We start from the raw sequence: 24,598 nt of genomic DNA, 5'->3' as shown, positions 1-24,598 counted from the left end.
AGCTCCGCTCGGGAATTTACATGTCCGACCCTGTCAGGTCTTCGTCGTCTTCATCGTCTGCGCGTTCTTCCTCCGGTGTCGCACAGCTCTTCGGCTTGTCTCCGTTCCTGCGTCCGTATGCCGGACGCTGGGCGCTCGCTTTCCTTGCGCTGGTGACATCGGCGGGCGCGACGCTGGTGTTGCCGGTCGCGTTCAAATACCTCATCGATCGTGGCTTCGCCGAGGGCGACCGGACGCATATCGATCGATATTTTCTGGCGCTCCTGGTCGTCTCGCTGGTGCTGGCGGCCGCGACGGCGCTGCGCTTCTATCTCGTCTCCTCGCTGGGGGAGCGCGTGACGGCCGATTTGCGTCGAGCCGTGTACGACCACATGCTGCGGATGAGCCCGCAGTTCTTCGAAACCACACAGACTGGCGAAGTGCTGTCGCGACTCACCGCCGACACCACGCTGATTCAAACGGTGGTAGGTACGAGCCTGTCGCTCGGGCTGCGCAATTTCTTCCTTCTGACCGGCGGCGTGGCGATGCTCGCGGTCACGAGCCCGATGCTATCCGCGTACATCATCGCGACGCTCGTCATCGTGGTCGCGCCTGTCGTGATCTTTGGGCGGCGCGTGCGGAAACTCTCGCGCGCGAGCCAGGACAAGATCGCGAACACGAGCGCGCTGGCAGGCGAGGTGCTCAACGCGATGCCGACCGTGCAGTCGTACACGCAAGAGCCTTTCGAGACGAAACGATATGCCGGCGCGGTGGAAGCCGCTTTCGAGACCGCGCTCACGCGCATTCGCGCTCGCGCCTGGTTGACGGCCGTGGTGATCGTGCTGGTGTTCAGCGCAATCGTCTTCGTGCTGTGGCTAGGCGCGCAGGCAGTGCTCGCCGGTCGCATGACGGCGGGCCAGTTGTCCCAGTTCATTCTCTACGCAGTGTTCACGGCGGGCGCCGTGGGCGCGGTCGCCGAGGTATGGGGCGATCTGCAACGCGCCGCGGGCGCCACCGAACGCTTGCTGCAATTGCTCGCCGCACGCTCGCCGGTCGTGGAGGCCGAGAGCACGGTCACGCTGCCCGCGCGAGGCGAGGGCATCCGCTTCGAGAATATCGGGTTCTCGTATCCGTCGCGGCCGGGTATTGCCGCGCTTTCAGGGCTTTCGCTGCAGGTTCGTCCGGGCGAGCATGTCGCGTTGGTCGGGCCATCTGGCGCGGGAAAATCCACGCTGTTTCAACTGCTGCTGCGTTTCTACGATCCTCAGTCAGGCCGCATTCTGATCAACGGCGTGCCGACGCGCGATGTGCCGCTCGTCGAATTGCGCAAGGAGATTGGCGTGGTGCTGCAGGAATCGGTGATCTTTTCTGGCAGCGTGATCGACAACATCCGCTACGGCTCGTCGGACGCCACGCTCGCGCAAGTGCAGCGCGCCGCCGACATGGCCGCCGCGGCCGGGTTTATCGAGGAACTGCCGGAAGGCTACGACACGTTTCTCGGCGAACGCGGCGTGCGATTGTCAGGCGGTCAGCGCCAGCGTATTGCGATTGCCCGCGCGATTCTGAAGAACCCGCCCATCCTGCTGCTCGATGAAGCCACCAGTGCCCTCGATGCCGCCAGCGAACGGCTCGTGCAAAAGGCGCTGGACAACGCGGCGCACAACCGCACGACGCTCGTCATTGCGCATCGGCTTGCGACGGTTCAGCAGGCCGATCGCATCGTCGTGCTGGAACAGGGGTGTATTGTCGCGCAGGGTCGTCATGCGGAGCTGCTCTTGAGTTCGCCGCTTTATGCGCAGTTGGCTGCGTTGCAGTTCGGGGATCAGATGGGGGTTGCCGGGCTTGCTCGTGGGCATGAGGCTTCGGCTTGAGCTCGCATGGCAGCCGTCGCTTGCTAAGCACACGCGTTGAGAAGACTCCCGCTACAGCGCTGCATCTTGGCGCATGACGGCATCGGCCGGTCGATGTGGCAACCCGGTCGCTCCATCGGCCAAAGCATCGTGGCCAACGAAGCGTCCCGACGGCCGACAAACAAGCAGTCGTCGTTTGGCCGAGCGACGACATCGAAAAGATCATGCCGAACACGCCGGGTGCAATGACGCTTACTGCTCTCTTTGTAGCACCTCGTGATCCGACTCGCATGCGCACTCGTAGGCCGATGATCGTCCCCAATTGAAGAGCCGCGAGGTCTTGCCGATGCCTGGATTGAAAGCATTGGTCGGGTCCAGTTCTTCGTAGAACCGTGCAAGAGACGCTTTCGCTTCGTACAGGTGACCGACGTTGTGTTCGGCGGGATACTCGGCACCCCGCGCGGCGAGCAGAGCGAGGATGTCGTCCTTGATCCGGTCGCAATCGACACCTTTCTTCACCAGGTATTCCTGGTGCAGAACGTGGCAGAAGAAGTGGCCGCAATACATCGTGAATTCGATGTCTTTCGAAATATGCGCTGGCAACCGTTCGAACCAGTCGGTCGTGTTCCGTGGAAGTGCAACGTCGAGCGCGACGATGTCCTCCACGGTTCGCGAATGGACTGCCCGATAGCGCACCATGGCGCCTCCAATCGCGAAGCGGTTGAGGAAAGCCGCCTTGCCTTCCTCGGGCGTGCATTCGAAATAGCCACCCTGTTGCGACGGAAAACGCGATTCGAGGTAGGTTCGCGCTTCGTGCACACCGTCGTTGCCCATCTTCAGCAACAGATGATGCTCGAACCGGTCGCGATACTCGATGAGCCGGCGCGGCAGATGCTCGGGCAAAAGCCGGCTCGCCGCCTGCAACAGCCGATCGCTGATGCCGTTACCAAGACGCGCTTTCTCGGTGAACCCGTCGAACCTGCTCTTCGCCGCGAATGCATGCGGCACCTTATCCGTGCCGAACGCACGAATGTACATGTACATGTCCTTGCCGTAACGACGGGCGATATCGAACGCTCCGCGGTGCATGTACTCACCGGCGATCGGTAGACTACGGAAGCCACTTAGTATGTCGCGGCGTATGGTTTCCAGCTCGGCGGCGTCGTTGCTGCCGATATAGAACACCTGAGTTTGTTCGTCCGCCGCAAAGGTGTCGAGCCGCAGAGCGAAAACCGCAAGGTGTCCGGCCGAGCCCGATGCTTCATAGAGCCGGCGCGGGTCGGCATTGAAGCGCGCGGGCGTGGACGCATCGATGTCGCGCACATGGGTGCTGTACCCGTTATCCGAAGCGAGCAGCCCTGCGGCTGCCGGAATATCGTCCGGCAATTCGCCCGCGTCCAGATGGCCGAGTATGACTTCGGCGGAGTCGCCCAGATCGATTCCCAGATGATTGACGAGCTTCAGTTCGCCGTCCGCCGTGACGCGCGCGTGGATCGACAATTGGGTGAATGCGGGTCCTCGGCGAATCAGCGAGCCGCCCGAATTGTTGCAGATGCCGCCCGTTACCGAAGCGCCGATGCAGCTTGAGCCGATCACTGAATGCGGTTCGCGGCCGAGCGGCTGCAGTCGCTTTTCAAGCTGATCGAGCGTCACGCCCGGCTGGCAGATGACCTGCTCGCCGTTTCGAATCACGTCCAGCCGCCGCAATCGCATGGTGTTGAGCACGACGACCGGGCGGTCGTAGCCGCCGTCCGCAGGCGTCGATCCGCCCGTCAACCCGGTGTTCGCCGCCTGACAGATGACGATAGTCCCTGCACGATGACAGGCCTGAAGCGCCCGCCACATTTCGACCAGCGTGCCGGGCTGAATGGCCGCCAACACCTGGCCGCTGCCATAGCGATAACCCTGCCGGAAGCGGCGCGTTTCAGTGGCGCCCGTGAAGACGAACTGGCTGCCGACGATGTCGCCAAGCGACTGAATGAGTTCATGCATGGTTGAGGACTTTGGCCCCTGGGGCGGTCATGACGAGTTTAAGAATCGAACGGTGAAACTTTACGCGATTCATCCGGAAATGACATGTCCGGACACGTCGAGATCGAAACCGGACGGCTCGCTTTACGTCGTTCCAGGGTTTTAACGAGTAGGTCGGACTATGCGATGTACTTTGGCATCGACGGTGGGCAGTTTTCGCATCTGAAAAATGCGGGCCGCTTGTCGCCGGTACACGACGAATCGAGGCAGCCATGCGGCGCACCATTTAATTGCGCCTCTCGAAACTTCAAGGCAAAAAAAACCCGCGAAAATCGCGGGTAATAGCACTGATGGGCCTTCTCGGCTCTCTACCAGTGAACCGCACCGAACGACGAGCCAGCATTTCCTGCTCTTCTCGATCAGTCGTTATCGGCCCTCGGGTTCAAACGAAGATTATCCAGATCAACTTGCGAGAAGGTCGCATTTACACCACACGGTTTGGATATTTTAACTATATAGGTAGTATATTCCGACTAAGCCACTTTTCTTGGAGCGATTAGCCAGAGATCGCGAGTGATTTGCTTGAGCGTCAGTGTAGAAGTGGGTAATTCATGGCGCTCAACCGTAAAAAAAGCCCATACGTGTTATTAATGAGCGCCCGCAATGCGAATTTCTTTTAAGGCATGATGCGAACGGACGTGTTGAATTACCCGTACATCAGGCCATATTTTCAATGGCTTGCACCTTTGGCGTGAATGACGAGCGCTAACGGGGACATTTCGCGAAAATCGTGACATCGATTGAATATCGCGCGCGATCCGAGACTCGCATGTTCATAAAAAAGCAGGCTTGGCGCGCTCGGTCGGCTATCATGCCTATCCTCTTCGAAGTAGCTCTCTATGATTTCCGTCCGTAATGTCACGCTACGCCGTGGCGTCAATGTCGTACTCGACTCCGCGTCCGTCACCTTCACCCCCGGCGAAAAGATCGGCCTCGTAGGGCGCAATGGCGCCGGCAAGTCGTCCTTCTTCGGCCTTCTCAATGGCACGCTGCACGAGGACAGTGGCGAGTTTTCGATTCCTGCTGCCTGGAAGATGGGCCAGGTCGCGCAGGAGATGCCGGAGACCGAGCAGAGCGCGACCGACTTCGTAATTGAAGGCGACACCGTGTTGCTGGCCGCGCAGATCGAAGTCGCCGCCGCGGAGACCGACGACGATGGCATGCGCATGGCGCACGCCTACATGGCCCTTCACGACGCCGGTGCGCACGATGCCCCCGCGCGTGCCCAAGCGCTGATCCTTGGGCTCGGTTTCAGTGCTGCGCAACTTAGCCAGCCGGTCAATAGTTTTTCCGGCGGCTGGCGCATGCGGCTGCAACTGGCGCGCGCGCTCATGTGTCCGTCCGACTTGCTGTTGCTCGACGAACCGACCAATCACCTGGACCTCGACGCGCTGGTCTGGCTGGAGGCGTGGCTCAAGCGTTATCAGGGAACCTTGGTCGTGATCAGCCACGATCGCGAATTCCTCGATGCGGTCACGCAGGTAACGGTCCATGTCGATAACGCCAAGCTCGTGCGTTACGGCGGCAACTACAGCAAGTTCGAAGACATGCGCGCCGAGCAGATGGCGTTGCAGCAGGCCTCGATGGCCAAGCAGGCGGACAAGATCGCCCACCTGCAGAAGTTCATCGACCGATTCAAGGCAACGGCTTCGAAGGCGAAGCAGGCGCAGAGCCGGGTCAAGGCGCTCGAACGCATGGAGAAGATCGCGCCCGTGCTCGCCGACGCAGAGTTCAACTTCGAGTTCAAGGAGCCACTCAACGTCCCGAACCCGTTGTTGTCGATGCTGGACGCGACCTTCGGCTACCCGGCGCCGAGCGATGCCGAGCCCGGCACGCCGCCGACGGTCATCGTGCGAGGCATCAACCGGTCGGTGCTGGCCGGACAGCGCATTGGTATTCTCGGTGCCAACGGCCAGGGTAAGTCCACGCTGGTGAAGACGGTGGCGCACGAACTTGCGCCGATTGCGGGCGAAATCAGCGAAGGCAAGGGCCTGAACATCGGCTACTTTGCGCAGCAAGAACTCGACGTGCTGCGTCCTCTCGACACGCCGCTGGAACACATGATCCGCCTTGCCAAGGACACGCCCGCGAACATGCGTGCGCCCGGCCAAAGTGGCACCGAACAATCGCTTCGCACGTTCCTAGGTACTTTCAACTTCAGTGGCGACATGGTGCATCAGGCAGTCGGCACGATGAGCGGCGGCGAAAAGGCGCGGCTCGTGCTGTGCATGATCGTATGGCAGCGTCCTAACCTGCTGCTGCTCGACGAGCCTACGAACCACCTCGACCTGGCCACACGCGAAGCGCTAGGCATGGCACTCAACGAATTCGAAGGCACGGTGATGTTGGTCAGTCACGACCGGTCCCTGCTGCGCGCGGTATGCGACGAGTTCTGGCTCGTAACCAAGGGCGGCGTCGAACCCTTCGACGGCGATCTGGACGATTACCAGCAGTTCCTGCGCGACGAAGCACGTCGCATGCGCGAGGCCGCTGGAGAGCAAAAGGCCATCGCCTGAGTTCACCCTTGGCATTGCCGCGTAAGCATCAGGTTCAGGTTCTGGACCGCAGCGCCGGATGCCCCTTTGCCAAGGTTGTCGAACACCGCGGACAGCAGAACCTGCCCGTGTTCCACGTTGGAAAATACGCTCAGGTGCATGTCGTTCGTACCGTTCAGCGCCTGAGGATCGAGATGCCGCAAAACGCTCGATTCATGCGGCGGCAAGACATGCACGTGGGCCGCGTCCGCATAGTGGCGCGCGAGGCAAGCGTGTAACGTGGCGCCATCCACGTCGGATGCGAGCAGCCGCAACTCCAACGGCACCGTCAGCACAATGCCCTGGCGAAACGCACCATACGCAGGCACGAAAATCGGGCGCTGCGCGAGTCCGGCATGCGCCTGGATCTCCGGCGTGTGCTTGTGCGCGAGCTCCAGACCATATACCTGGAATGAAGGCGCGTTGACGGCATCTTTACCTTCGTGTTTCTCCACGCCGGCACGACCGCGTCCCGAGTAGCCGGATACCGCATGAATGCTGACAGGATAGCCGCCTGGTATCAGTCCGGCCTGCAACAGCGGACGCAGCAAGCCAATTGCCCCTGTCGGATAGCAGCCGGGATTGGTGACGCGACGGGCGCTTGCAATGCGATCGGCTTGTCCTGCCGTCATCTCCGGAAAGCCGTATGTCCAGCCCGGCTGTATGCGGTGGGCCGAACTCGCGTCGATGACTCTGACGGCAGGATTGACGATAGCGTCCACTGCCTCGCGTGCGGCGGCATCGGGCAAACAAAGAATTGCAATGTCGCAGGCGTTGATGGCTTCCGCGCGACGGCGTGAGTCTTTACGTTCTTCGGCGGCAAGCGTGAACAGCGTGATGTCGGTCCGATCACGCAGCCGTTCGTGGATTTGCAATCCGGTGGTGCCTTGGTCGCCATCGATGAAAACAATGGGGGCGCTCATACGCGAGATACTCCGAGTGGTGGTAACGAGCAGAACGAGCGCCTATGTTCATCCAATCGTTAGAATAAGAAAATTCGAATTTCATGACTTGAACATTCAACTTTTCTGAATTTGGACGCCAACATGCGAGAGATCAGCCTTGACCGTTTGCGCACTCTCATCGCGGTTGCCGAGCGGGGCTCATTTGCCGATGCAGCGCGCGCTCTGCATCTGGCGCCTCCGACGGTCAGTTTGCATGTCGCTGAACTCGAAGACCGCATTGGGGCGCCGCTCTTGTCACGCAAGCGCGGGCAGGTCAGGCCATCGGCAATAGGAGAGTTGCTGGTGGAACGCGCGCGTCGGCTGCTGGCCGATGCGGAGCAGGCGTTGGACGATATCGAACGCCAGGTGCAGGGACTGGAAGGGCGGGTGCGGCTCGGTGCATCGACTGGTGTGATCGCGCACTTGTTGCCGCAAGCGCTCGACGTGTTGCGCCAGCACAATCCCGCAATCGATATTCAGCTTGCGGTGCTCACGTCGCATGAAACGCTGTCCCAATTGGCGGATGGGAGACTGGATGTCGGGCTGGTCGCGCTGCCTCAACTCTCCGTGGCCGGACTCGTGATAAAGCCTTGGCGCCGCGACCCGGTGATGGCGTTCGTGCCCGCGCATTGGCGTTGTCCCGCCCGTGTCACGCCTGATTGGCTGGCCGCTCGGCCTCTCATATTGAATGATGCGACTACGCGTCTCTCGCGTCTGACAGCGGAGTGGTTTGCGACGGCGGGTCATCATCCGACGCCGCGCATTCAGCTGAACTACAACGACGCGATCAAGAGTCTCGTGGCGGCAGGTTACGGCGCGGCGCTTCTGCCGCATGAGGCGACGACGCCATCGGCCGACGGACGCGTCGTCATGCGTCCGCTGCGCCCGGCGTTGTGGCGTCGGCTAGGCATTGCACACCGTGTGGGGCACGTTGAGCGCACCACTCGACAGGTACTCGATGTCTTGTGGGATCTGCGACTAGCCTAGCGTTGCCGGGTCGAGGCTCACGAAACTCCCGAAGAGAACGCCGACCACGCTTAGTGGATCGTAGAGAGCTTGGTCGTGATGGCGGAAAAGGTGGTCGACAGTTGAGTGGCGACGCCGCTGACGGACGTCATGATGCCCAGCGCAAGTACGCCGGCGATCAGGCCATATTCAATCGCGGTAATGCCGCGCGTATCCTTGAGATAGCGCTTGAAGAAGTGCGTCATGATTTGATCCTCGGGTTCAACGTTGTGGTGTCTTTGCCTGGTGTACCGATTGGTCGTCTGCATCGGTAGTCGTCTCTCTCAGTTGACGAATCCGAAGGTTTTGAATGCGCAGAAGCTTCATCGTGTACCCGGGCCTACGGTTCAGGCTCTGGGTATGAAGCGTCGCTTGAGCGCACAGTGCCTGATGCGATGCTCCATGTATCCAATAACGGCTCCCGGCGATAGAACATGAATGAGCGAGAGGGGATTTGTTCCGCCGTGGCGTCGGGGGCGCACCTTTTTACCGAAACTGCGGTTGCGCAAGCCGGCTCGTAATCGATATGCGAGCCGTCGAACCATTCTTTTCGAACCGATACGGTCGTACTACGCACATTCCCTTATGCGCAAGGGCGATTGTGACGAAGCAGGGAAGTTCTCGATTCGGATTACGGGGTGGTTGCCGCCTCGGGAACGCAGACGGGGACTGGCTCTCGCGCCGAATGGGCCGTCATCTGCAGTGTGAATCGACAGCGCCCGGTATAACGCAAAGTCATACCGCTATCAAAAAGTCTCAGTACCCGGCCTGTAAAGTTTTCGCTAGATTCACTGCAAAGTCATAAGTGCCTATCCATGCCGGATAAACCGCTCCGGGCCAACCGCAGACGAGAACAAACAGAAGCCGTCATGACTCGACACGACACAGAGAAGACATTGCGCGTAGCCATCGTCACGGGAGCAGGCAGCGGTATTGGTCGGGCAACGGTGCACGCGCTCGCGAACGATGGCTGGTGTGTCGCGCTCGCCGGACGTCGGCAAGAGGCGCTCGACGCGGTCATTCGAGACTACGAGCAACACGATCCCGAATCCGCCAGCAAGTTGATGGCCATCGCCACCGATGTCACCAACGCGGCATCGGTACAACGTCTCTTCGACACGGTGCAGGAACGCTACGGTCGCCTCGATCTGCTTTTCAACAACGCGGGAGTTGGCGTGGAAGGCGTGTCGGTCGAGGATCTTTCGATAGAGCGCTTTCGCACGATGCTCGATATCAATGTGATCGGCACGCTTTTGTGCACGCAAGCCGCCTTTCGCCGGATGCGTGCAAATAACCCGCCGGGCGGCCGGATCATCAACAACGGCTCCTTGTCGGCACATACGCCGCGTCTTCATTCCGCGGATTACACGGCAAGCAAGCACGCAGTCAGTGGCTTGACGAAGGCCTGCGCGCTGGACGGGCGCAAGTACGACATCGCGGTCTGTCAGATCGATTTCGGCAACGTTCTGACAGAGATGGCCGCGGGAATGGCCGGTGGCGTTCTTCAGGCAAACGGCGAGCGAGCGCCGGAGCCGACGATGGACTTGGCGCATGCGGCGCAATCCGTCGCTTACATGGCAAGCATGCCGCCCGGCGCGAACGTGCAGTTCATGACGGTGATGGCAACCAAGATGCCGTTCATAGGACGCGGCTAGACAATCGAGCGAGCGCAGCGTGTACTGGTTGATTGGAAACCGGTGCCCGCAATTAGAAGACAAAACAAATCGATGGAGACAGGTATGCTCGAAACGCTGACCGAAATACCGGAGATGGATACCGCTGCCGAGGCGCACCTCTTCAATAAAGTAACCCGACGTATCGTTCCCTTGATCCTCGCCTGCTTCGTGGTTGCTTACCTCGATCGCGTGAACATCAGTTTCGCCAAGCTGCAAATGCAGGCTCAACTCGGCTTCAGCGACGCCGCGTACGGCTTTGGCGCAAGCGTATTCTTCGTCGGTTATTTGCTGTTCGAGATTCCAAGTAACGCGATCATGGTGCGCACCGGTGCTCGACGCTGGATCGCGCGCATCATGATTTCGTGGGGCATCGCGTCGGCGGCAATGATGTTCGTGCGCGACGAAACCTGGTTCTATATCCTGCGGTTTCTCCTCGGCGCACTCGAAGCCGGGTTCGTGCCAGGCGTGCTCTACTTCTACACGCAGTGGTTTCCCGCCGAACGGCGCGGTCGCGTGAACTCGTATTTTTTCGGGGCGATTGCACTGTGCGGAATCATCGGTGGCCCGATTTCCGGCGGCATCCTGAAGTTCTTCGATGGCTTGAATGGCATGCCCGGCTGGCAGTGGCTGTTTTTGCTCGAAGGTTTGCCGTCGGTTCTGCTCGGCATCGTGGTGCTGATCGTGCTCGATGACCGGATGGAAGACGCCAAGTGGCTGACGCCTTCGGAGAAGACGCTTCTTGCCTCGATCCTCTCGCGCGACCGCAAGGTCGACAGCACGCATTCGTTCCTCGTTGCGCTGCGCTGGCCGGTGATCTATCTGTTCTCACTGATCTATTTCGGGCTGTGCATGGGGATCTACGGCTTCCTCTTCTGGATGCCGCAACTGGTGAAGAGCGCGGGCACGAGCGACCCGCTCATCATCGGTCTGATCACGATGATTCCCTATCTCGCGGCAATGGCGGGCACGGTGCTCATCAGTCATAGTTCGGACCGTACTGGAGAGCGTCGCTGGCATCTGGCCGGCTGCGCGATCGCGGCGGCACTCGGCTATCTGATCAGCGCCACATGGCCCGGTCATACGGTGTTGCTCGTGCTCGGCCTCAGCATCTCCGCTACGGGTGTCATCGCTTCGTTCGGCATTTTCTGGATGTTCCCGGCCAGAATGCTGACGGGTGCCGCGGCGGCAGCCGGGCTTGCGCTGATCAACTCGCTTGGACAGTTCGGCGGCATCGTTGCGCCTTATATGGTCGGCAAGGTCAAGGACCTGCTGGGGAGCCCGTCGATGGGACTCTATGCAATCGCCGTGGTGTGCGCGATTACGGCTGTGCTCATTGCGTGGGGATTGCCCCGGAAGATTCGGTTCCGCGATGTCGTGGTGGCGCGAGGACAAAACTAAAAATACGGCGCGAGGCGTGGGAACCTGGAAAGTGGTCCACGCCTCGTTCCCACGCGAGCCGCTCACTGCGTCAAGCGATCCATCCATCATCTAGTCGCCAGCATCCCGAGTCGTATTGGCGACTGCTCCGGTGCGTTCCGCACGCGCAACGCAACATTGACGCCTTCTTAGAGCAGATCAGCGGAGCGATCGTCGAGAACGATGTTGATGCTGAGGTCAAGGCGTCGATCGAGGAACGACTTTAGCGCCGGCAAGACACGCAACCGCGCCCATGCGCGACCTTCCGGAAAAACCGTCCGACAAATCGCGCACCGCCTGCTCGGCTTGCTCCGCCTCTGCGATGGTCCGGCGCGCGTGCAAATAAAGCGCTGACCGGCTTTCGCCGGCGCGAGCCCTCGTGTCGAACGCAGCGGCAGACGCGCGCCTAGACGTTCCGCCATTTGCGCAACCGTCTTCGCTACGGCCGGCTGCTCCAACTTCTTCTGGCGCGCGGCGCCGGAGAAGGACCGCGTCGAAAAGCCTCTAAGACCATCTAAGTCGCTGCGGGCCATGTCGGTCGCGGATATCGCCCGCGACACCGTGCGCGGTCAGTACGCGGCGGGCGCGGTTTATCGCCGCCATGCGGGCCATGCGCATTCTTCGTGCAGAGCGGTTAGCGAAAACGCCGTGTTGCGATGCGTTGACCAACGGCTCAACGTCTAAGTGCAAGCGTCTCTCGGCAACCGGCCGCAGTCTATCTCGTAAACCCGCTTGCATCGTAATTTTGATCGGCCTATATTGCCATTCACCATCAACTATTGCGATGCGATAATTATGAGTGAAGACGTCCTGTTTTCCAGTCATGGCCGCGTAGCGGTCATTACGCTGAATCGTCCCGAGCGCCTCAACGCGTGGACCACGCCGATGCGTAACAAGATCATCGACGCGCTCGATCGCTACAACGACGACGATCAGGTCGCCGCGATCATCATGACCGGCGCCGGCAACCGCGCATTTTCGGCGGGGCAGGATCTGTCGGAAGCGCACGACTTCGACGGCGAGCGCGCCGTGGAATGGGTCAAGGAATGGCAGCGCTATTACGCCGCGCTGCGCGGCCTTCAGAAGCCGCTCGTCATGGCGCTCAACGGCACGGCCGCCGGCTCGGCATTTCAGGTCGCGCTGCTCGGCGACATTCGCGTCGGTCATCCGGGCGTGCGCATGGGTCAGCCGGAAATCAACGCGGGTATCGCCAGCACGACGGGTCCGTGGATCATGAACTCGATGCTCGGCATGTCGCGAACCATCGAACTCACGCTCACCGGTCGCCTGATGGACGCGGAGGAGTGTCACCGCATCGGTCTCATGCATCACCTCGTGCCGGAAGAAAAGGTGTTCGAGAAGGCGCTCGAAATCGCCACCGAACTCGCGGACAAGCCACCGGTTGCCATGCGTCTGGACAAGCAGCGTTTTCGCGAGATGACGGAGCCGGGTTTCGTCGATTGCATCGAAGCGGGCATGCGCATTCAGCGCGAAGCGTACGACTCCGGGGAGCCGGCTCGCATGATGGAAGCGTTCTTCAAAAAGCGCGCCAAATAAATCGGGCTGAAGCCGAGCCGTTCCTTTTCAATCCCTGTGCGGGAGACCTGAAACATGACGCAAGACTTCAATCCGACGCGACGCCGCGCCCTGCAAGGCGCGCTTGCGCTAGCCGTAACTGGCGCAATGCCGCTTGCAGCACGCGCGCAGAGTAAGCAGATCGTGGTGTCGGACCCGGGCGGCCCGTACACGACGGCGTATCGCGAGGCCTTCTACGATCCGTTCGAGAAAGCCACCGGCATCAAGGTGGTGAGCGTCGCGCGCGAATCTCAACCGGTGGCGCAGTTCGCCGCGATGGTGCAAACCAAGAACTACGTGTGGGACGTAACCACGCTCACGTTGTCCGCCGACATTCCGTATCTCGAGTCGAAAGGGCTGCTCGAACCGATCGGGCTGAAGGCGAGCGACTTCCCGGACATCATGCCCGAGGCGATCACGCCGAACTGGCTTGGTGTGGACGTGTATTCGACGGTGCTTGCCTATCGCGCCGACAAGTTCAAGGACAACGGCCCGAAGTCGTGGGCGGATTTCTGGGACGTGAAGAAATTTCCCGGCCGCCGCTGCCTGCGGCGCAGTCCGCTCGACACGCTGGAGCAGGCGCTGCTGGCCGACGGCGTGCCGCTCGACAAGCTCTATCCGCTTGACGTTGATCGCGCCTTCAAGAGTCTCGACAAGATCAAGCCGCATATCGCCATCTGGTGGACCTCGGGCGCGCAGGCCATGCAGGCGATCCAGAGCGGCGACGTCGACATGATCTCGACCTGGAATGGCCGCGCGCAAGCCGCGAAGGATTCGGGCGCGCCGGTCAACATCGTGTGGAATCAGGGCCTGTATTCCATCGAGGGCTGGGGCATTCCGAAGGGCACGCCGCGCGCCGATGCAGCCAGGCAGTTCGTGCGCTTTTGCGCCGATGCGAAGCGCCAGGCCGCGCTCACCCGCACGCTGGCTTACGGACCGACCAACAAGAAGTCGTTCGAGACCATCGACAAGGAGCGTGCCGCGCTGTTGCCGACGGCGCCGGAAAACATCAAGGACATGAAGCTGCCGAGTCCGCAATGGTGGGAAGAGAATCGCCAGAAAGTCACCGAGCGGTTCAATTCGTGGATCATTTCGTAAGGAGCGGAAGATGAGCTCGAAACTCGAGGCAATCGGCATCGCGAAGCGTTATGGCGACGCCATCGCGCTGGAAGCGACGGACCTCGCCGTGCGGGCGGGCGAGTTCCTGACGCTGCTCGGTCCCTCGGGTTCGGGCAAGACCACGTTGTTGCAGATGATCTCCGGGCTCGTTGCGCCGAGCGCGGGGCGTATCGAGATAGATGGCCGCGACGTGACGCATGTCGAGCCGGGCAAGCGCGGCATCGGCATGGTGTTTCAGAGCTATGCGCTCTTTCCGCACATGAGCGTGTGGGACAACGTCGCATACGGTCTGCGCATGCGGCGCAAGTCGCGCGAGGACGTGCGCGCCGCCGTGGACGACGCGCTCGCCATGGTGCGCATGACCGAATACGCCAAGCGCTTTCCGAAGGAACTGTCGGGCGGCCAGCAGCAGCGTATCGCGCTGGCGCGATGCTTTGCGTATCGTCCGTCGGTGATCTTGCTGGACGAGCCGCTCGGCGCGCTGGACAAGAAGCTGCGCGAGCATATGCAGTCGGAAATCCGCCGTCTGCACAAAGAGCTTGGCGCGACCTTCGTCTACGTCACGCACGATCAGGACGAAGCGCTCACGCTTTCGGACCGCATCTGCCTCATGAATCAGGCGCGCATCGAACAGGTAGGCACGCCCGCCGATCTCTACGACCGCCCGGCGACGCGATTCGCGGCGGGCTTCATCGGTCACTCGAATCTGCTGGAAGGCGCGCTCGACGACACGCGCGGCAAGGGCGGCGAGCCCATTCTGCTTGCCGCCGGCGGACGCATTCCCTTGCCGATGAACGCGCAAGTCGCACCGTCGACGCGCCACACGCTGTTGCTGCGTCCCGAGGCGCCGCGCCTCGTGGAACCGAAGAGCGGCTTCATCGACGGCACCATCGCCGATGTCGTTTTCTTCGGCAGCGATACGCGCGTGCAACTCGCCATGAACGACGGCAGCGAGATCACGGTGCGCTGCGAGCGCAGCCTGTCGCCACGCATCGGTGAAAGGGTGGGCCTCGTGTGGGACCCGTATCGCACCACGTTGCTGCACGCCTGAGGACGCGCATATGACCATCGCACTTCACGCGCAACGCGAGAACGAAGGCTCGCGGCGCGGCCGGTCCGTGTGGACCGCGCGCACGTTGCGCATCTTGCCTATCGTGCCGACCTTGTTGTTCCTGCTGGTGTTCTTCATCGTGCCGGTCGGCGAGATTCTGCAAGGCGGACTCGTCGGCGCAGACGGGCAATACGGTTTCTCGCAGTTCGAACGCATCGCGCGCACGCCGGTTTATGCCAAGGTTTTGTGGATTACGTTCGGCATCTCGTTCATGACGGCGGCGTTGTCCATTCTGCTCGGCTATCCGGTTGCGTACATGTTGAGCCGTCTGTCGGAACGCGTGCGCGAACGCTGGCTGTTGTGGATCATGCTGCCGTTCTGGACCAGCTACCTTGTCAAAACCTATGCGTGGATGCTGCTGCTCTCCAAGACCGGCGTGCTGTCGACCATCGCGCTGTCGCTCGGTCTCGTGCGGGAAACGAGCGGTACGATTCCATCGCTGACCGGCGTCCTGATCGGCATGGTGCATTCCATGATGCCGCTCGCCGTGATGACCATGCTGCCTGTGATGCGCGGTATCGACGACCGTCTGACACAAGCCGCCGAAACGCTCGGCGCGCAACGCAGCATGAGCTTTTTCACGGTGTTTCTGCCCTTGTCGTCGCCGGGTGTCGCGGCGGCGGGACTGCTCGTGTTCATCTCGAGTCTCGGCTTCTTCATCGTGCCGGCGCTGCTTGGCTCGCCGAAGGAAACGATGATCGCGCAACTCGTGATCTCGTCCGTGCTCGAACTCTTCGACATGCGGTTCGCCGGCGCGCTCTCGACCGTGCTGCTCGTCTGCTCGATCGTGATCTTCTTCGTCTATGACCGCATGGTCGGCCTGACTTCGCTCACGGGCGAAGTCACCGAGCGTTCGCGCGGCTCGCGGGCGCAAGGCATCAAGCTCGCCGTTCTGATGCTGGCCGGCCGCCTCTTCGCGCCGTTTCTCATGCGCCGCAATCCGCATGCGGATACCGCCGCGCGCGCAGCCAGTCCGCTCGGCGTCTACACCTGCGCGATCATGGTGGTGCTGGTCGCGCCGGTGCTGTCGGTGATTCCGTACGCGTTCACGAAGAGCGACTACATCGCGTTCCCGCCGAAGCTTTTCAGCGGCAAGTGGTTCGGCACCTTCATGGATTCGCCCGTGTGGCACAGCGCGATCATCCGATCGTTCGAAGTGGGATTCGGCACCGCGGTGCTGTCGCTGCTGCTCGGCTTCGGCGCGACGCTCGCGATGACGCGCATGCCGCGCCGCGCCAGCAAACCGGTGTTCGCGCTGCTGGTCGCGCCGTTGATCGTGCCGCGTATCGTGGTGGCGGTCGGGCTCCTGTATCTGTTCGGACGCTTCGGGCTGACGGGCACCAACCTCGGCCTCGTGATCGGGCATACGGTGCTCGCTATTCCCTACGTGGTGGTGACGCTTGCAGCCGGCTTCCAGCGCTTCGACTGGCGTCTGGACGATGCCGCGCGGGTCATGGGCGCATCGCCGCTGCGGCGTATCACGTCGATCGTGCTGCCGCTTCTGATGGCGAGCGTGACGGCGGCGTTCCTGTTCGCATTTCTGGTTTCCTTCGACGATCTCACCATTGCGATCTTCGTGAGCGGCGGCATCAACTCGACGCTACCCAAACAGATGTGGGACGACATCCAATTGGCCGTGACGCCCACGCTCGCGGCGGTATCGACCACGCTGATCGTGCTGATCGCGCTGGTGGTGGCGGTGTCGTCGTGGATCAAGCGCCGCGCGCGCTGATTTCGACACCATTCAGCGACACCCAGCCATAAAAGCAGTCCATAACCCGATTCGAACATGCATCGTTATTCAGAATACTTTGGCCACCGGCACGCGAACGACGAACTCGATTGCGCGCCGCTCCTCGCGGCCGGATTGCGCGCCACGCCCGCGCGCACCGTCGTGCATTTCGACGATCATGCAATCTCGTGCGCGGACGCCTCGCGTCATATCGTGCAATTGCAACGCTGGTTCGCGGGTCAGGGGCTCGTGCCGGGCGATCGCGTCGCGGTGATGCTCGGCAACAGTCCCGAACACATTCATCTGATTTACGCACTCGTGTTGAGCGGCCTCGTCTGGGTGCCGGTGAACATCAAGTTGCGCGCGTCGGGCCTCGACTATCTGCTGCAACATGCAGAACCGAAACTCTTCGTCATCGACGGCGAGTTCGACGCGATCACGGCATCGATCGACTGCGGCATGTCCAAACGCACGCGCCTGCCCGCGTTCGATGCGGCGGATACGAACGCCGCGTTCGCCACGCCGGCGATCCCCGTCGACGCGCCGTTGTGCATCATCTATACATCCGGCACGACGGGCGCGCCGAAGGGCGTCGTATTCACGCATCGCATGATGCGCATTGCGAGTGAAGCGGCGTTGCGTGTCGCCGACGTGCGCGAGGGCGACCGCCTGTTCCTGTGGGAGCCGCTGTGCCACATCGGCGGCGCGCAGATGCTGTTGCTGCCGTTCCTCGAACCGGTGACACTGCATGCGGTGCCGCGCTTCTCGGCTTCGCAGTTTTGGCCGCAAGTGGAGCGCGCGGGCGCGACGCAACTGCATTACCTTGGCGGCGTGCTCGATATCCTGATGCAGTTGCCCGAAGCCGCGCAGCCTTCAGCGCATTCGTTGCGCGTGGCGTGGGGCGCGGGTGTGAGCGCGTCTGCGTGGGAGCCGATACAAACGCGCCTCAAGGTGCGTCTGCGCGAGTGCTACGGCATGACGGAGTGTTCTAGCTTCGCTACCGCGAACGTTACCGGCAAGCCGGGGTCCATCGGCCGCGCGCTGCCGTGGCTCGATATCGAATTGCTCGATGAACACGGCCAGCCGGTGCCGCCAGGCGAGGCGGGTGAGATCGTGTTGTCGAGCAAAGTGGAAGGGACCTTTTTGCCAGCGTATCTGAAGAATCCCGAGGCGACGAAATCTGCGCTTCGCAACGGCAAATTGCACACGGGCGATCGCGCGCGCCGCGACGCCGATGGCGATCTGTATTTCGTCGGCCGGCAGACGGACAGCATGCGTGTGCGCGGCGAGAACGTGTCGGCATGGGAGATCGAACGCGTTTTCGCGACGCATCCGGCGGTGCGGTTGAGCGCTGCGATGGGCGTGGCGTCGGCGGTCGGCGAGCAGGACATTCTGCTCAACGTGCAGTTCAAGGACGAGCCGGTGGACTGGGAAACGCTGCACATATGGGCGCGAGAGCGCCTCGCGAGTTTTCAGTTGCCGCGTTATTACCGCGCGGCGCCGGGCTTCGAACTGACGGCGAGCGAACGCATCAAGAAGCATCTGCTGTCGCGCAGCGTGGAAGACGCGTGGGATCGGCTGGCCAGCGTGAAAGCCTAAGGAGTTATCGCATTCAGATAGGGTAATAGGGCTATGCGATAATTTTGCCATCGACGACAAAAGCATACGAGAGATGAGCGACGAGTCCAAAGCCCCGCGAAAACGCAAGAACGCCGCCGCGAAAGGGCTTGGCGAGGCGGTGGACGCAACTGCGTCGTCGCTGTACGTACAGTCCGTCGAAAAGGCCATGAAGGTGCTCACGGCTTTCGACGGTAGCAAGCGGCAGTTGTCGCTTTCGGAAATCTCGGCCATCACGGGCTTCGACATGAGCGCGACGCAGCGCTTCAGTTTTACGCTGGCGGCGCTCGGCTATCTGTTCAAGGACCCCGACAGCCGCAAGTACGAACTGTCGCCACGGCTGCTGGACTTCACCTATCACTACCTCACGTCGAACGATCTCGTGAGCCGCGCCACGCCGTATCTGCAGCAACTCGGATCGGAGACGGAAGAGGCCACCAATCTCACCGTGCTGGACGACACGGACATCGTTTTCGTGCTGCGCATCGTGAGCCGCAACGTGTTCAACGCGCACGTCATCACCGGCTCGCGCTTGCCGGCTTATTGCACGGCGCCCGGTCTCTCGATCCTCGCCACGCTCGCCGACGGCGAGATCGACGACATTCTCTCGCGTACCAACCTCGTGCCCTATACGGCCTCGACGGTGTATCAGCCGCGCAAGATCAAGGAGCGTATTGCACAGATTCGCAAGCAGGGCTATGCGCACACGGAGGACGAATATTTCGTCAGCGACATCTCCACCGCGGCCGCCATCACCAATGCGCACGGACGAGGCATCGGCGCGGTGAACATTGCGGTGGCGCGTTCGCGCTGGCAGGCCGATCGCGACGAAAAGCGCTTCGCGGATCTCGTCATTTCCACGGCGTCCGCCATTTCCACGCGCAGGCGCATCGAATAAGCCGCATCGAATAGGTTCGACGCCGCTTGGAGCGCGACGATCGGCACGCCCTCGAACGACGGGCACGACAGCGATACTGTGTAGATTCAAGCGCCGGCAAAAAGCCGCGCAAGCGCCGCACGATAGTCGCGATAATGCCGCGCTTCATCGCGATGCCGACGCTCACGGATCACGCACTCGCCGCCAACGAACACATCGCGCACGGGCGATTCGCCGTGTTCGCAGAATACGACGGAAGAGAGCCACGTCGCGCTCGTCTGTTCCGCAAGATTCGGATGATCGGCGTCGAGCACGATCCAATCCGCGCGCGCCCCCGGCATGAGCGCGCCGACTGCGCGGCCGGTCGCGCATGCGCCGCCTTCGAGGGCGTCGCGAAACAGGCGATCGGCAACGTGCGCCGTTTCGTCCGATGCCAGCACGTTACGCTGCCGCCGCGACAGACGCTGGCCATATTCGAGCAGTCGCAGTTCCGCGCGCCAGTCCACGCCGACATGACTATCCGAGCCGATACCGAAAGCGCCGCCTGCGTCGAGGTAGTCGTTCGCGGGGAAAATCCCGTCGCCGAGATTCGCTTCGGTGGTGAGGCACAGGCCCGCAATGGCGCCGCTTTTCGCGAGCGCAGCGGTTTCGCTGGCGTCGATATGCGTCGCATGCACGAGGCACCAGCGCGCGTTCACGTCGAAACGATCCAGCAGCCATTGCACGGGCCGCGCGCCCAGCGCGGCAAGCGAAGCATCCACTTCCGCTGTTTGCTCCGCGATGTGGATATGAACCGGCGCGTCAGGCGAAATGTCATTCAACGCTTCGATGACGACGCGCAGAGACGCCTCCGACACCGCGCGCAGCGAATGCGGCGCGACGCCGTATCGCAGTGCGCCATGTTCGGGCCGGGCATGACGCAACGCGGCTAGCAGATCGAGATAGCCTTCGGTGGTATTGACGAAGCGCCGCTGATCGTCGCGAGGTGGCTCTTCGCCGAAGCCGCTGAACTGATAGAGCACCGGCAGCATCGTCATGCCGATGCCGGTTTCGCTCGCCGCATCCACCACGCGTTGCGCAAGCTCGGCGGGGTTTGCATGGCGCGTTCCATCCTCCGCGTGATGCACGTAATGGAACTCGCAGACGGACGTGTAACCAGCCTTGAGCATCTCGACATACAGCCAGCGCGCAATGGCGCCGAGCGTCTCGGGCGTGATGCGCGCGGCGAAGCGATACATCAGTTCCCGCCAGCTCCAGAAACTGTCGGTCGGGTTCGCGCGATACTCGGTGAGTCCGGCCATCGCGCGCTGAAACGCGTGCGAATGAAGATTCGGCATGCCGGGAATGACCGGTCCGGCGGCACGCGCGACGCCCGCGGGCACATCGCGCTTATCGGGTGTGACCGCCACGAGCGTACCTGTGGCGTCCCATTCGAGCAGCACGTCGGTGCGCCAGCCTTCGGGCAAAAGCGCATGCGCCGCAAAGAGTGATTTCGTGCGTGTATTCATGAGCGGACTACTCGGTATCGGGCATCGGTGAAACATTCACGCACGCGACAAAACCGCTTGCAGGAACGAGCGTGTACGAGGCTGCGTGGGCGTCGAAAAGATTTGCGAGGGCGGGCCTGCCTCGACGATCTCGCCGCCATCCATCACGACGACGACATCCGCCACTTCTCTCGCAAAGCCCATCTCATGCGTGACGACGAGCATGGTCATGCCTTCGGCGGCGAGCAGCTTCATCACCTGAAGCACTTCGCCGACGAGTTCGGGATCGAGCGCGGACGTGGGTTCGTCGAAGAGCATGACGCGCGGTTGCATGGCCAGCGCCCGCGCAATGGCGACGCGCTGTTTCTGGCCGCCCGACAAACTCGCGGGCATGGCATGCGCCTTGTGTTCGAGGCCGACTTTTCTGAGCAGGCCTAGCGCGGCCGTTTCGGCATCTGCCTTCGATGCACCGCGCAACATCCGCGGTCCCACGGTAATGTTGTGCAGCACCGAAAGATGCGGGAACAGATTGAACGACTGAAACACCATGCCCACTTCCGTGCGCAATGCATTCAGCGCGCGCTCCTTGAGCATGGTTCCCTGATCGACGAGACGATGCCCGCAGATGTCGATGGTTCCGCGCTCGGGCTGCTCCAGACCGTTGCAGCAGCGCAGAAACGTGCTCTTGCCGGAGCCGCTTGGCCCGATCACCACGACAACTTGACTCGGCTCTATATCGAAGTCGATACCGTTCAATACGCGATGCGTCCCGAACGACTTAGTGAGATCGCGAATGCTGAGAATGGGTTGGGCGCTGTTCATTGCACCATGCCTCCTGCGCGCAGCCGTCGCTCCACGCGATGAAGAATGTAGTTCGTCGTCTGCGTCAGGACGAGATAGACGAGCGCGACGACGAGATACACCTCCAGCGACCGGTACGACACGCTGATGATCTTCTGTGCTTCGTGCATGAGATCGTCGATGGTCAGAAGCGACACCAGCGCCGAGTTCTTGATGAGCGCGATGAACTCGTTGCCGAGCGGCGGAATCATGCGCACGACGGCTTGCGGAAGAATGATCGCTCGCATGGCCTGACCCGCCGACATGCCGATGGAGCGCGCAGCTTCCATCTGTCCACGATCCACCGATTGAATCGCGCCACGCACGACCTCCGACACGTAGGCCGCCGAATACAGGCCGAGCCCGAGCATGCCGCACACGAAGGCAGGCAGCAGGATATTGAACTGCGGCAGGCCGAAGAACAGCAGAAACAGTTGCACGAGCAAGGGCGTGCCGCGAAAGAAGATCAGATATCCGGTGCAGAAGCCGTAGACGATGCGCCGCTGCGGCGAGAGCCGGCCGATGCCGATCAGAAGTCCGAGCAGGCACGAGAGCACGAGCGCGGCGGCGGTCACTTCCACCGTGACGAGCGCGCCATGCGCCAGATCGTCCCAACCGGCGAAGGCTGGCGTGAAGTCGAGTTGCATGGCTCAGGTCCGCCGGCTTACTTCGCGCTTGCCGTCGTGCCGGCGCTCGCGCTGAACCACTTCTTCACGATCGCGTCGTAGGTGCCGTCCGCCTTGATCTTGGCGAGCGCGGCGTTCATCTGATCGCGCAATTGCGGCTCGTCCTTGCGCACCGCGATGCCATATGCCTCGGTCGTCAGCTCCTTGTCCAGCACGCGAAAGCCGGGGCGCGTGCGCGCGAACTGGAATGCGGCGGGCTTGCCCGTCACGGCGGCATCCGCGCGGCCGATGCCGACCAGATCGAACATCTCCTGATTCTTTTCCACTTCCACGCGCTGCACTTGCGGATAGTTGTCGCGCAGGAAGTTGACCGATTTCGTGCCGACCTGCACCGTCACTTTCTTGCCGTTGAGATCGGCGAGCGTCTTGATCGGCGAATCCGCCTTGACCAGTGCGGACAGGCCGCCCGCGAAGTACGACTGGGTGAAATCGATCACCTGGGCGCGTTCCGGCGTGATGTAGATGCCGGAGATGGCTGCATCGAAACGATGGGCGACGAGGCCCGGAACCAGTCCCTTGAAGTCGATATCGGTCCACTGAATCTGCTTGCCCATGCTCTTGGCGAGCGCGTTCATGATGTCGATATCGAAGCCGGTGCGCTGACCCTTGTCGACGAACTCCATCGGCGGGAAGGTAGCGTCCGTGGCGACGTTCAAAACGTTCGAGTCTTGCGCGGCCGCGGCGCCAGGCAGCGCGGCAATCATCATGGCGATACCGAAACTCGCGGCGGAAAGCAGGTTTTTGATTTTCATGGCGTGGCTCCAGGGGTGTGGTCTGTCGTTGATTGGCGGTTCAGGCGGCCTGCAGCCGCGCGGATATGGCATTGGCGGCGCGCACGGTCCAGTCCGCGAGTTGCTGCTCCCGGCCTGCCGCGCGCGAGGAGGGCGCCATCAGCGTGATCGATGCGCTCGCGCCCGCGCTGCGCGACGCGCGCCGGAACACGGGCGCGCTTACGCCCCATACGCCGGGATCGACTTCGCTTTCGCTCACCGCGAAGCCGCGCGAGCGAATGCGCTCCAGTTCGGTTTCGAGGGCGGCGCGGGTGGCATCGTCGTTGGCGAACAGACGTTCCAGCGTCTCGGCGCGCAGTTTGTCGGCCATGAAGGCGAGCAGCGACTTGGCGGATGCGCCCGAGCGCAACGGCACCGAGCGTCCCTTTTCAAAAGAGCAGCGCAACGACTGCGTGCTCTCGATCATTTCGAGGCAGATCACCTGATCGTTCACGGCGACGATCAGGCCGACGCTTTCCTGCGTGGCGTTCGCGAGCTTCAGCATGCCTTCGCGGCTCGCTTCGACCAGCAGCGAATTGACGTCGAAGCCGAGCGCGAGTTGAAGACTGATCGGGCCGGGCGCGTAAAAACCGGCGTCCTCGGTGACGAAGCCCCAGCGTTTGAGCAACGCCACTTGCCGATAAAGCGTGCTCTGCGCGAGACCGGTGGCGGCGAGTATGTCCTTCGCGGACATGGCCTTGCCGTGGCTGGCGAGCGCGGTCAGCACGAGCAGCAGGCGCTCGGCGCCGGTGACGTTAGTTTCCCGTTTCACTGTGATGTCCAGCCGGAAAGGCGATGTCGATGAGCGCAGAATGCCACATCGCTCCCGGCGGACAAAAAAGGGATTCCCAGCGATTGGGAATAAAGGTGAGGTTTTTAGCCGAACGTGAGGGGGTCATGCACGCGAGGCGCGGCAAGGTTTGCCCGATACGCCTCCTGGGTCAGCGCATGTCGATCGTTTCAGTCAGTTCCGGCACGAGCGAAAACAGGTCGCCGACGACGCCGTAATCCGCGACGCTGAAAATAGGCGCTTCCGGATCTTTGTTGATGGCGACGATGACCTTACTGTCCTTCATCCCGGCCAGATGCTGAATGGCGCCCGAAATACCAACGGCCACGTACAACTGCGGCGCGACGATCTTGCCCGTCTGACCCACTTGATAGTCGTTCGGCACGTAACCGGCATCCACCGCCGCGCGTGATGCGCCCATTGCCGCGCCAAGCTTGTCGGCCAACGGTTCGAGCACCTTCGTGTAGTTCTCGCCGCTGCCGAGACCACGTCCACCCGACACGATGATCGAAGCCGAAGTCAGTTCCGGCCGATCCAGCTTCGTGACTTCGCGGCTGAC

Annotated in this window: 21 protein-coding genes; 11 read left to right on the top strand and 10 right to left on the bottom strand. The window is 61.8% G+C overall.

The genetic code is table 11. From position 1 onward, the window contains the following. The first annotated feature begins 20 nt into the window (after nucleotides 1-20). Nucleotides 21-1,850 carry an ABC transporter transmembrane domain-containing protein gene (locus NCR40_RS27165; protein WP_250511273.1) on the top strand — a complete coding sequence of 610 codons (1,830 nt, stop codon included), beginning with the start codon at nucleotides 21-23 and terminating at the stop codon, nucleotides 1,848-1,850. Nucleotides 1,851-2,081: 231 nt separating this feature from the next. On the opposite strand, the gene dld is transcribed toward NCR40_RS27165, so the two are convergent. After that, nucleotides 2,082-3,821, bottom strand: coding sequence for a D-lactate dehydrogenase (gene dld, locus NCR40_RS27160; protein WP_250511272.1), 1,740 nt, complete (start codon nucleotides 3,819-3,821; stop codon nucleotides 2,082-2,084). An 878-nt stretch (nucleotides 3,822-4,699) separates the two neighbouring features. Between dld and NCR40_RS27155 the strand changes: the two genes are divergently transcribed. Continuing rightward, nucleotides 4,700-6,376, top strand: a complete 1,677-nt coding sequence (locus tag NCR40_RS27155) for an ABC-F family ATP-binding cassette domain-containing protein (RefSeq protein WP_250494793.1) — start codon at nucleotides 4,700-4,702, stop codon at nucleotides 6,374-6,376. A gap of 2 nt (nucleotides 6,377-6,378) precedes the next feature. Here the strand turns inward: NCR40_RS27155 and argC are convergent, their stop codons facing one another. After that, complete coding sequence (gene argC / locus NCR40_RS27150) at nucleotides 6,379-7,317, bottom strand: N-acetyl-gamma-glutamyl-phosphate reductase (RefSeq protein ID WP_250494792.1); 939 nt, start codon at nucleotides 7,315-7,317, stop codon at nucleotides 6,379-6,381. A gap of 123 nt (nucleotides 7,318-7,440) precedes the next feature. Between argC and NCR40_RS27145 the strand changes: the two genes are divergently transcribed. After that, nucleotides 7,441-8,325, top strand: coding sequence for a LysR family transcriptional regulator (locus NCR40_RS27145; RefSeq protein WP_250511271.1), 885 nt, complete (start codon nucleotides 7,441-7,443; stop codon nucleotides 8,323-8,325). A 50-nt stretch (nucleotides 8,326-8,375) separates the two neighbouring features. On the opposite strand, the gene NCR40_RS27140 is transcribed toward NCR40_RS27145, so the two are convergent. Then, a complete protein-coding gene (locus NCR40_RS27140; RefSeq protein WP_244831949.1) occupies nucleotides 8,376-8,549 on the bottom strand; it encodes a Flp family type IVb pilin in 174 nt (57 codons plus the stop codon). A 663-nt stretch (nucleotides 8,550-9,212) separates the two neighbouring features. Here NCR40_RS27140 and NCR40_RS27135 point away from each other — a divergent pair. Beyond that, nucleotides 9,213-9,998: an SDR family oxidoreductase gene (locus NCR40_RS27135; RefSeq protein ID WP_250511270.1), complete on the top strand. Its 786-nt coding sequence runs from the start codon at nucleotides 9,213-9,215 to the stop codon at nucleotides 9,996-9,998. Nucleotides 9,999-10,082: 84 nt separating this feature from the next. Next, the gene (locus NCR40_RS27130; RefSeq protein ID WP_250511269.1) at nucleotides 10,083-11,417 is read left to right on the top strand and encodes an MFS transporter; all 1,335 of its coding nucleotides are present in this window, start codon (nucleotides 10,083-10,085) and stop codon (nucleotides 11,415-11,417) included. A 167-nt stretch (nucleotides 11,418-11,584) separates the two neighbouring features. On the opposite strand, the gene NCR40_RS27125 is transcribed toward NCR40_RS27130, so the two are convergent. Beyond that, the gene (locus NCR40_RS27125; protein ID WP_350029330.1) at nucleotides 11,585-11,968 is read right to left on the bottom strand and encodes a LysR family transcriptional regulator; all 384 of its coding nucleotides are present in this window, start codon (nucleotides 11,966-11,968) and stop codon (nucleotides 11,585-11,587) included. A gap of 262 nt (nucleotides 11,969-12,230) precedes the next feature. On the opposite strand from NCR40_RS27125, the gene NCR40_RS27120 reads away from it, so the two are divergent. From NCR40_RS27120 to NCR40_RS27095, 6 genes are all read left to right on the top strand, one after another. Further along, a complete protein-coding gene (locus NCR40_RS27120) occupies nucleotides 12,231-12,992 on the top strand; it encodes an enoyl-CoA hydratase/isomerase family protein (protein ID WP_250469541.1) in 762 nt (253 codons plus the stop codon). Between the two features lie 54 nt (nucleotides 12,993-13,046). Beyond that, nucleotides 13,047-14,108 (top strand): ABC transporter substrate-binding protein, encoded by a 1,062-nt coding sequence (locus NCR40_RS27115; RefSeq protein WP_250469540.1) that lies wholly within the window; start codon nucleotides 13,047-13,049, stop codon nucleotides 14,106-14,108. 10 nt (nucleotides 14,109-14,118) lie between these two features. Beyond that, a complete protein-coding gene (locus tag NCR40_RS27110; RefSeq protein ID WP_250511268.1) occupies nucleotides 14,119-15,180 on the top strand; it encodes an ABC transporter ATP-binding protein in 1,062 nt (353 codons plus the stop codon). Nucleotides 15,181-15,190: 10 nt separating this feature from the next. Then, nucleotides 15,191-16,972 carry an ABC transporter permease subunit gene (locus NCR40_RS27105; RefSeq protein WP_250469538.1) on the top strand — a complete coding sequence of 594 codons (1,782 nt, stop codon included), beginning with the start codon at nucleotides 15,191-15,193 and terminating at the stop codon, nucleotides 16,970-16,972. A gap of 57 nt (nucleotides 16,973-17,029) precedes the next feature. Further along, a complete protein-coding gene (locus tag NCR40_RS27100; RefSeq protein ID WP_250469537.1) occupies nucleotides 17,030-18,571 on the top strand; it encodes an AMP-binding protein in 1,542 nt (513 codons plus the stop codon). Between the two features lie 73 nt (nucleotides 18,572-18,644). After that, nucleotides 18,645-19,487: an IclR family transcriptional regulator gene (locus NCR40_RS27095; RefSeq protein ID WP_250511267.1), complete on the top strand. Its 843-nt coding sequence runs from the start codon at nucleotides 18,645-18,647 to the stop codon at nucleotides 19,485-19,487. An 86-nt stretch (nucleotides 19,488-19,573) separates the two neighbouring features. On the opposite strand, the gene NCR40_RS27090 is transcribed toward NCR40_RS27095, so the two are convergent. From NCR40_RS27090 to NCR40_RS27065, 6 genes are all read right to left on the bottom strand, one after another. Next, nucleotides 19,574-20,974 carry a formimidoylglutamate deiminase gene (locus tag NCR40_RS27090; protein WP_250511266.1) on the bottom strand — a complete coding sequence of 467 codons (1,401 nt, stop codon included), beginning with the start codon at nucleotides 20,972-20,974 and terminating at the stop codon, nucleotides 19,574-19,576. A 36-nt stretch (nucleotides 20,975-21,010) separates the two neighbouring features. Next, complete coding sequence (locus NCR40_RS27085) at nucleotides 21,011-21,775, bottom strand: amino acid ABC transporter ATP-binding protein (RefSeq protein WP_244831437.1); 765 nt, start codon at nucleotides 21,773-21,775, stop codon at nucleotides 21,011-21,013. Beyond that, nucleotides 21,772-22,440, bottom strand: a complete 669-nt coding sequence (locus NCR40_RS27080) for an amino acid ABC transporter permease (protein WP_250469534.1) — start codon at nucleotides 22,438-22,440, stop codon at nucleotides 21,772-21,774. The genes NCR40_RS27085 and NCR40_RS27080 overlap by 4 nt, the downstream gene beginning before the upstream one ends. Before the next feature lie 17 nt (nucleotides 22,441-22,457). After that, nucleotides 22,458-23,231 carry a transporter substrate-binding domain-containing protein gene (locus NCR40_RS27075; RefSeq protein WP_244831435.1) on the bottom strand — a complete coding sequence of 258 codons (774 nt, stop codon included), beginning with the start codon at nucleotides 23,229-23,231 and terminating at the stop codon, nucleotides 22,458-22,460. Between the two features lie 40 nt (nucleotides 23,232-23,271). After that, a complete protein-coding gene (locus NCR40_RS27070) occupies nucleotides 23,272-24,021 on the bottom strand; it encodes an IclR family transcriptional regulator (RefSeq protein ID WP_250511265.1) in 750 nt (249 codons plus the stop codon). A gap of 169 nt (nucleotides 24,022-24,190) precedes the next feature. Then, a partial coding sequence (locus NCR40_RS27065) for an electron transfer flavoprotein subunit alpha/FixB family protein (RefSeq protein ID WP_250511264.1) occupies nucleotides 24,191-24,598 on the bottom strand: 408 nt, incomplete at its 5' end.

It is taken from the genome of Caballeronia sp. GACF4, from assembly GCF_023631025.1.
In the GTDB taxonomy this organism is placed as follows: Bacteria; Pseudomonadota; Gammaproteobacteria; order Burkholderiales; family Burkholderiaceae; genus Caballeronia.
The sequence above is the reverse complement of the archived record's forward strand: the minus strand, read 5'-3'. Positions and strand labels throughout refer to the sequence as shown.